This window comes from Enterococcus lactis, from assembly GCF_015751045.1.
In the GTDB taxonomy this organism is placed as follows: Bacteria; Bacillota; Bacilli; order Lactobacillales; family Enterococcaceae; genus Enterococcus_B; species Enterococcus_B lactis.
Map to the genome: position 1 here is coordinate 1 of NZ_BNJW01000045.1, position 7,018 is coordinate 7,018.

Annotated in this window: 4 protein-coding genes and 2 pseudogenes; 1 reads left to right on the top strand and 5 read right to left on the bottom strand. The window is 34.6% G+C overall.

What is annotated here, in order from left to right:
- Positions 1-275: 275 nt before the first annotated feature.
- The 5 genes and pseudogenes from KFO35_RS13635 to KFO35_RS13655 all read right to left on the bottom strand — a co-directional run.
- On the bottom strand, positions 276-1,160 hold the full coding sequence (locus tag KFO35_RS13635) for a diacylglycerol/lipid kinase family protein (protein WP_070872213.1): 885 nt from the start codon (positions 1,158-1,160) through the stop codon (positions 276-278).
- A 94-nt stretch (positions 1,161-1,254) separates the two neighbouring features.
- Positions 1,255-1,692: a hypothetical protein gene (locus KFO35_RS13640; RefSeq protein WP_002314590.1), complete on the bottom strand. Its 438-nt coding sequence runs from the start codon at positions 1,690-1,692 to the stop codon at positions 1,255-1,257.
- Between the two features lie 225 nt (positions 1,693-1,917).
- Positions 1,918-2,829 (bottom strand): peptidylprolyl isomerase, encoded by a 912-nt coding sequence (locus KFO35_RS13645; protein ID WP_070872211.1) that lies wholly within the window; start codon positions 2,827-2,829, stop codon positions 1,918-1,920.
- Between the two features lie 379 nt (positions 2,830-3,208).
- On the bottom strand, positions 3,209-3,847 hold the full coding sequence (locus KFO35_RS13650) for an ATP-binding cassette domain-containing protein (protein ID WP_070703776.1): 639 nt from the start codon (positions 3,845-3,847) through the stop codon (positions 3,209-3,211).
- A 3-nt stretch (positions 3,848-3,850) separates the two neighbouring features.
- A pseudogene (locus tag KFO35_RS13655) lies at positions 3,851-4,657 on the bottom strand (DUF1430 domain-containing protein); the annotation flags it as partial.
- On the opposite strand from KFO35_RS13655, the pseudogene KFO35_RS13660 reads away from it, so the two are divergent.
- Positions 4,654-5,136, top strand: a pseudogene (locus KFO35_RS13660) (YxeA family protein); the annotation flags it as partial. The pseudogenes KFO35_RS13655 and KFO35_RS13660 sit on opposite strands and share 4 nt — an antisense overlap.
- Positions 5,137-7,018 lie beyond the last annotated feature (1,882 nt).

Here is a 7,018-nt window from a genome sequence, read left to right on the forward strand (position 1 = left end):
AGGGCACATACAGAGTACGACTATGCGTACGCGGTCTCAGTGGACCATTAACTAAACCACTTACAGTATACCACTTCTTTGCCCAGATCGAAAATTTTTTACGAACGGGGCTTTATTTGGTGTGCCTTGATTTTGTCGCTTTCGTTTATGAGCTATTTTTCTTACACCTTTTACTTGACTAATCATAGAAAAAGGCTGTGACAAAAGTCTTGTCACAGTCCCTTATCCCGAACAAGCGGTGTTCTCCCGCCAACTCCTCGGTCACAACCTCCATTTTACCAATAAACCTGTAGATGTGAGGGCAATACTTTGATTGTCACAGGTAATTTATCCCCTTCATCTCCATCAACATTCGTCGTCAATTCTTCCTCATCAGCTAATGACACAACTAATTGCTCACAAGTAAGGTAGGCTAGATTTTTCGTTGATTCATCTACTCCTTTTAATAGGTCTGGCAATGTTTTAAGCGTATCGATCAAAGAAGAATCTTTTAAATAAACTAAATGGAGCTTACCATCATCCACTTTTGCATTTGGAAGCAATGTCTCAAATCCGCCAACTGAGTTAGTTAGTCCTATCAGTAGGGTACTACTCTCAATTTCTTCCTTCTTTCCATCAACTTCTACGTGAAATGAGTAGGATTGTGTGGAAGCTAACTGTTTGATTCCTGACATGAAATAAGCTAATTTACCAAATTTCGTCTTCTTCTCCGCATCTACATCATTGATTGCTTCAGGAATAGAGCCAATTGCAACGACATTCATAAAATAGTCATCATTTATTTTTCCAATATCCAATGGTTTGACTGATTCAATCGAAAAATGATGGATCGCTTCCTCAGGTTCTAGCGGTATCCCTAATGCTCGAGCCAAGTCATTCACCGTACCTAATGGGAAAAAGCCGAAATTTGGCCGATGGTCTTGTTCAGCGATTCCACTGATTCCTTCGTTAACTGTTCCGTCTCCGCCCATGACAAATACACTATGATACCCTTCCACAGCCGCCTCGCGAGTAAAGTTTTTTGCATCCCCTACTTTTTTTGTATGCAAGACGACCACTTCATCAAACACCGATTCCAATTTTGCTATCGCTAATTGCTCAAATTCCTTTGCTTGTTCACCGCCTGAACTGGGGTTTACCACTAATAAAACTTTTTTCATCACTTTCTTTCCCTTCTCATTGATTTCTTTAATATAACGATAGCATAAAGAAAAAAATTAGGCTGTGATGAAGTACTGTTCATAAAACATTCATTTATTTTTTGACAAAATAAAACAGCCATACTATGAAACTGAAGAAACTTAAAACAATGATATAGGAAATAAAAGAAAATGATAGGCGTTGTATACCTAATAAAGTAAAAATCTTAGGTGGCAGATAAAAACACAAAAATAGCAAGAGAATGTAATAGCGTTTCTTCCACTTTTTGTTATCAGACCTTATAGCGATCAGAGGAATACCAAATGCATAACTGAAAAACTCTTGATGTACTGTTAATATGTCACGACCTTGAATAATAAATGCGACAATCCCCGCTATAATTAGTGTGCCTAACACCAAAACGGAAAATTGATGAATATATTTTATATACAAATGATCCATTGTACTTCCTGCCTTTTTATTTGTGAGAAAAACAAATCCGTATACGTGAATAACTTCTAGAAATAAAAGAAATTTGCAAAACCACTCCATTTATCTACTTCTACGTACATTTTTTGACATCGTTTTCTTTATTTAAAATTATATAGAGAAATATCTAGGATGGCTATCTTGGATTCCAACTAAAACAAAGAATTGTTTAAATAAAAAGAACTAAATCAAGTAGTAATGAAACTACTGTTGATTTAGTTCTAATAAAAAGATTTAGATGAACGGTTTTATTGATTTAAATAGTTCATACTTTTTTATTTATTCCGCTTATTTACTACTTGCTGTACTGGAATCTGAAGTGAATGTACTCAAAACATTTTCAAAGTCTTTGTCTTTGACTTTCACATTAGCGTCTTTCAATACTTCTCCGATTACCTTATTTCTAAAGGTACTGTCATTCAATTTCGTTTCAGTCGCGATTTCTTTCAATTCTTTTTTGTATTTATCCATGTCGTTGCCTTTGTTTTGGTTTTTCACCATTTTGACCACGTAGTATTCTGTCGCGTAAGTTGAGGTATTAGTAGAAGTGATCACATCAGAAACTTGACCGTCTTTCAACTTGAAAGCTGCTTCTTTGACTTCTGTTGGAACCGTTGTAGTAGTGGAATCAAATTTTACTTTTCCGCCATCTTCTTTTGTCGTAGTATCAGTTGACTTGTCTTTAGCTAATTTAGAGAAATCGTCTCCCTTATCAGCAGCTTTCTTCACATCTTTTGCATCGTTTTCACTTGCTACTTGGATGATTTGAGCTTCTACTTCTGGATGGAAAGTTTTCCAAGCCGTTTTTAAATCTTCATCAGTCAATTTGATATGCTTCTTTAGACCTTCTTGGAAGGCTAATCTTTGTTTGATACTGTCTTTGAATGTTTCTTTTGTTAAGCCAGCTGTCTTCAATTGTGAATCAAATGAATCACCCAATTGTTTCTTTGTTTGATCATATTGAGAATCGACTTCTTTAGTTGATACGTCATCTCCGTATTTGTCTTCAAATACTTGATAAACGATCAACTGTTGCACAGTGGAATCTGCTCCTTGCATTTTTTTCAAGCTATCCATTACTTCTTGTTCGCTGATTGTGCCGCCTTTATAACTAACGGCTGTTTTTTCACCAGCATTCGTACAGCCTGACAATAAACCAGCGCCTAGTACGATGGCAAATGCTAAAAATCTTTTCTTCATTTATTTGTTCTCCTACTTTCGTTTTTTGCGAATTGCTAAAAACAAAGGTGCTCAAGATGAGAAACATCTAGAACACCTCTACTAATCTGCTTGATACGGCCTGAATAGATAGAAGTCTATACCATCCAGAAAGTTCGCTCAGCAGAATAAATGTCAAGTAGCATATCACACCTTAATATACTACTTCTTTTGTTATCGTTTTTCAAGTCTATCTTGCGTTATGCTTTTGGCAAAACTGTGAATCCTTAGAACAAGTGCTATCATTTTTGTTCTTTCTTTACCGCTGTTGTCATCTTAAAAATAGACTCTTTTATGTCCGATTTTTTAGACATTTTTTTGTTGTTTTTAATGAAAAAAAGGTTGATTTTTCATTTGTTTCCTAAAGCATGATCTTCTTGTTTCCTATTTTGGTCAGATACGGATCATGCGTGACCACGATAACTAACGTACCTTGGGAAGCCTGTTGCGATAAGATTTCAACGACTTGCTCCTTATGTCGTTTATCTAATGATCCAGTTGGTTCATCGGCTAAAATGATTTTGCTATTCTTCAATAAGACTCTCGCACAGGCGATTCTTTGCTTCTCACCACCAGATAATGTGTAGATAGGCTTACTTAGCTTCTTGTTTATATTTACTATTTTCAATGCCTCATACTTTGCTGTTCGCTTATCTGAAACATTTAAATTCGAAAACTTCAATCCAATATCTAAATTAAAATCAATCGTTTCATATTCAATCAACCCAAAATCTTGAAAAAGAAAAGATATGATATTTCTTTTTATCAAGCGCTTCTCTCTTCCAGTTAATTGTTTCGTCTCTTGATCGAACAAATAGAATTGTCCTGAACTGAACCGATTATTCAATCCTAATGTATTCAATAACGTACTTTTACCTGCTCTACTTTCTCCAACAACAGTCACAAGATCTCCAGCATCCGCAGTGAAACGATCCAAATGAAGAATCGTTTTGTTTCGAATGATTTTTTTCGCACCTTTTATCACTATCAACGGATCCAATTGTTAACCTCCATTCATCAACAATAACTGACTTTTCTTTTCTGTAGACAAAATAAAAACAACTGAAAGAATAGAACCAATGAAACTAAAGAAAAAAATATTAAAAAGATATTTAGGCTCTCTTTCTATAAGAAAAAGGAAGATTACACTTGTCGTCCCCCATTTGATGAGGTTCATCATGAAGAAATCTTTATACGTTTCAAAGAGCGAATAACCACTTGAACGAAAGATAGCGATTTTCCGACAATTGTAGACAAAATATATGCATAACATGACATAGCTCAACAAGAAGAAAGAAAAGAAAGTGAGTAAAAATATCTGTATCAAGTAATGAAATGATCTGCTTAACACTTTGACAGCTATCTCTTCAGTCTGAGTATACGGAAATGATAACTGCAAGTTATCACGTAACTGACTTTCTTCAATCAGCTCAAATAACCTTTCTTTCGACAAAGAGCCTATCTTGATCTTTAACGGCGGATAGATTTCTCCGCTGAGAATATTCCTTTCCCAATACGTACTGTTTTTCAATGTCAGTATTTCAACAACTGGATAATGTTCGATCCATGGGATAGAAGGAATAAATGTATAAATGAGTTGACTGTTTTTTATAAATAGAATTTTTGGTTCTTTTTCACTGATTTCTTGATAATATTCTGTTATTTGCGCTAGGTCATTTTTTAAATCTGTATATCTATATCGTTCAGGGATCAATATAACAGGGTGTGTTTCTTCTTCGGTTATTTGGATCAATCTTCCAGAGACATCAACCAAAGGAAATTTCTTAAGATAATTTAGATTTATTTTTATCCTCAGCTACCGAATCAATAGAACCAACATTGCCAGACGAACCTCTTGTTATCAAGAAATCTTATTCATCAAAACAACCCTTCTCACTCAAAAAGACACTATCTTTCTTTCTGCTCGTCTTTTGTTTGGTCTATCTTTTTCTTATCAATTATCAATACAAAAATGAAACGATTGATCGATTCAATCCTTTTTTAAAACCACAAATCGGCTATACCACACTCCCTGTAGGATACGTGGATAATTCCATCGAACATTGGGTATGTAATGATATCTTTGGCCATGGTACATGGCTGTCTTTTCACGCTGGAGAGGTAGAAAAAGAGAAAAACCATGCTGTAATCAAACACAAAGGAAAACACGTCATGAACGTTCGCCTGCTCACTTGGGAAGCCATTCCCTCAGATTACCAAGAAATCCTCAGCCAAGACTATGACGACGCCTTAAAAAGAAGCCCTCAGGAGCCGATAGGCATTAAGTAGGAGATGAACGTAGAGATAGAACAATGCACATGATCTTATCAAAAAAAACAAGGGTACAAATTAATTGAAAAAGCTTTGAGATGAAAGTTCCTAAATAAAAAAGTTCAGAATGATAGGTAAAAAAATGACTGACTATTCTAGTATTAGGCTATTTGTATTATTCTTCTGTTATTTTTCTATCAAAAAATCCAGAAATAACTAAATATAGGTATTTCTGGCTTATAGTATAATATTTACGCCACAGCCTCCCAATGATTCTTTTTGGAATCATAATCAAGGACGAACATACACAAAAATATTTTGCCCATTCGATCCGAATAGATTAACGACTAATCTAGTAAGTAATATAGATTGGTACGTGGTCAAACCAGCAAATGGAAAAGTTATTTAAGCAATTAATTTTTTCTGTTTAAACTATGAAGTTAAGTTCATTGATTAATTTTCTGAAGATATTAGCTTAATAAAAAGTTGTCTATTCTACCCCAAGGGCTTTAAAGACAGCATCTTCCGGCGTTTGATAAAAAATCAAATTAAAGGTACCCATTAATTCTGGGGGTACAGTTCCAAATCCAAATAGTGATACCTGACGCAATGGTGTGAAGAAATAGCAGCAACCAAGGCTAGAAAACTTTGGAAAAATACGGAAAAATTAACCAAAAAATTATAAAGAGGATATGTTGAAAAATTCTTTATCTCCAAATAAGAAGAAAAAAGCCAACTGAAATTGGCTGACAGATAATTTTGAGTTTAGAATTCCCGCAGAGAAAATTCATTTATTACTACTTGTTGATTATCACGATATTGCTATCATTAGTTAGTCCATTAAATTCAAGCTTAATGCAGGATCAGTAAATAATATGTTAAGTGCTAGACACGCTACCCGCCAAGTCAAAGTGAATCCAATCGTTTATTCTAATCGTGATACTCATTACCGACGGCCCAATTAGTTCGAACAAATGGAAGAAGTGAATTTATCTCGCTCCATTTCTAAAAAGGTTACTCACTAGCAAGCTCAGCCTTCGCAAGTTTGTTTGGCATCATAATCAACGAATAGGATTATATTGAGTGCTCAGTCCTCTCTAATAACGGAAAAGAATGTATTTAGTAAAAAGGGAAGAAAATTATCCCCATCCCCTTTCATACATTTTATTATTGTCGTTCGCACTCAAAGTAGTGACTAAAAAATGTTGCTTGAGCTACTACTAGAATTTGAACAATCTAGTAGTAAACATTCAAGTCTTTAGATTCATCAGACAAATGGATAATATTAGCTGTTCAGTTCATTATTTCTGGACAGTCGTTTGTTTTAAGTTAATATACTGATGAATAAAAAAATGCTCGAAACGCTTTAATATAAACGTTTCGAGCAATGAATTAGTTGTTATCCAACAGACCCTTCCAATGACTCTTTTGGGAATCAGAGTAAAGGAATAAGCTTTGTATAGATATTTCATTTAACAAATTACTATAGACTGACAGTATATAGCAGCAGATATTATCATCGGGAACGTAGCCAATATCGTAACCAAAACAGCAGGTAGAGAAGTTATTTGAGGATTCAAGTTATTCTGTTTCAGCTATGAAGTTAAGTTCATTTACTATAATTGAAGATAATTGATTTTTTTCTAAATGATTCACGTATTTTTTTAAGCTCTCTAGTAATTGTTGATTAAGGGTTATTGTATCTCTTTATTACAACTTAAGATATTTCTTACCTATCTGATTAGTTTCATATCTTGGAATGGCAACAGTTTTTTTGACAAATTTTATAAGGTGCAGAACTTCTTTCCGTATGCTATTCCGATTGTCCTTGACAATGAGCCTCCTCGGATGTGACGATCTTCGGCAGGAGCTAACAGTTAAAGTTAGACTGCCTCGCTAG

Bases quoted from the DNA above. Each gene is read 5' to 3' on its own strand.
- KFO35_RS13645 (WP_070872211.1), bottom strand. From the start codon at position 2,829: ATGAAGAAAAGATTTTTAGCATTTGCCATCGTACTAGGCGCTGGTTTA.
- KFO35_RS13640 (WP_002314590.1), bottom strand. From the start codon at position 1,692: ATGGAGTGGTTTTGCAAATTTCTTTTATTTCTAGAAGTTATTCACGTA.
- KFO35_RS13635 (WP_070872213.1), bottom strand. From the start codon at position 1,160: ATGAAAAAAGTTTTATTAGTGGTAAACCCCAGTTCAGGCGGTGAACAA.